Here is a 1,179-nt window from a genome sequence, read left to right on the forward strand (position 1 = left end):
ATCGCCGCGGCCCAGCGCATCTGCGGCCGGGCGCGGCGAGCGCGGGCGTCGGCCGCCAGCTCGGCCTTCAGCGAGGCGCGGGCGGCCAGAATCTCGGGTTCGTCCGACAGCGCGCCGATGCGCGACCAGGCGTCGGCGGCGGAATCGAAGGCGTCCTTGTGGGTGGGATCGGCCTTCAGCCAGGAATCGAAGTCACGCCGCAAGGAGAGGTCGTTCGGCCGGTTGTGCAGGCGCGCGACCCATTCCGCGGCGTCCGGTTCACCGGAAGAAGCCAGGTTTGGGGCGGTGTGGCGCATCGTGTTCCTGCAGACGGCTCGTCAGGTGCTTGAGAGCCTTGGCGACGTGTTTTTCGACCGCGCTGACTGAGAGTCCCAGTTGAGCGGCCGCCGCCTTGTAACTCATGCCTTCAAAACGCACGAGCATGAATGCAGCGCGTGTCCTTAAAGGAAGATCACCAAGGGCCGCGGCGGCGACGGCGGCCGCCTGCTTGGCCTGAAGGATCCGGTCGGGCGACAGCTCGTCGAGCGGGTGGTGGATTTCCTCCAGCTCGCAGTGGGCCTGGCGCTTGCGCACGGTGTCGCGGCGGCGGCGGTCGAGCAGGACGTTGGTGGCGGTCTGGAAGATGAAGCTGCCGAGGTTCGACACTTCGCCGCCGTCACGGCGGTTATGCAGTCGGAGAAGAACCTCCTGGACGAGGTCGTCGACCTCGCCGCCTTCCACCCTTCGGCGGAAGAAAGCTCTCAGGGCCTGCTGGTAGGGCAGGGAAGCTTGGGCCAGGCCCTCGTTCCCTCGCGCTCCAGCGGCCAGATTCGCCAGCGCCATACGTCGTCCCCGACACAACGAGTCTTTTTTGTTGCGATCATTCGTCAGCAGCGTGACGAGCGGGTCAACCCACGTTCTCGCACTTGCCGTCGGGGCGCCCGGCCTGCCAGATTAACAGGCAGAGTCTCTGGAATGTCCGCCAGGCGGGGGCCCAGGTGGGGGCGAGGGGACGGGATCGCCGGTCAACGGCGACGAGGGGACTGGCCTTGGGAAACGCAGCGGTGAAGGAAGGGGCGCTGCCGAGTACTGGAGCCCCGGGGGTCTTGCACACACGCCACTGTCGATCCGCCCTCGCGGGGTGGCTCGCGCTCGCCGCCATGGCGACGCCGGCGGCCGCCGTCGCGGCCGCGCCGCGGC

Annotated in this window: 1 protein-coding gene and 1 pseudogene; both read right to left on the reverse strand. The window is 68.5% G+C overall.

Going from position 1 to position 1,179, the window contains the following annotated elements:
• Nucleotides 1-203: pseudogene (locus tag DMC18_RS24775) on the reverse strand (hypothetical protein); the annotation flags it as partial.
• Between the two features lie 55 nt (nucleotides 204-258).
• Nucleotides 259-822 carry an RNA polymerase sigma factor gene (locus DMC18_RS24780; protein ID WP_110122128.1) on the reverse strand — a complete coding sequence of 188 codons (564 nt, stop codon included), beginning with the start codon at nucleotides 820-822 and terminating at the stop codon, nucleotides 259-261.
• Nucleotides 823-1,179 lie beyond the last annotated feature (357 nt).

It is taken from the genome of Caulobacter sp. D5 (assembly GCF_003185805.1).
GTDB lineage: Bacteria > Pseudomonadota > Alphaproteobacteria > Caulobacterales > Caulobacteraceae > Caulobacter.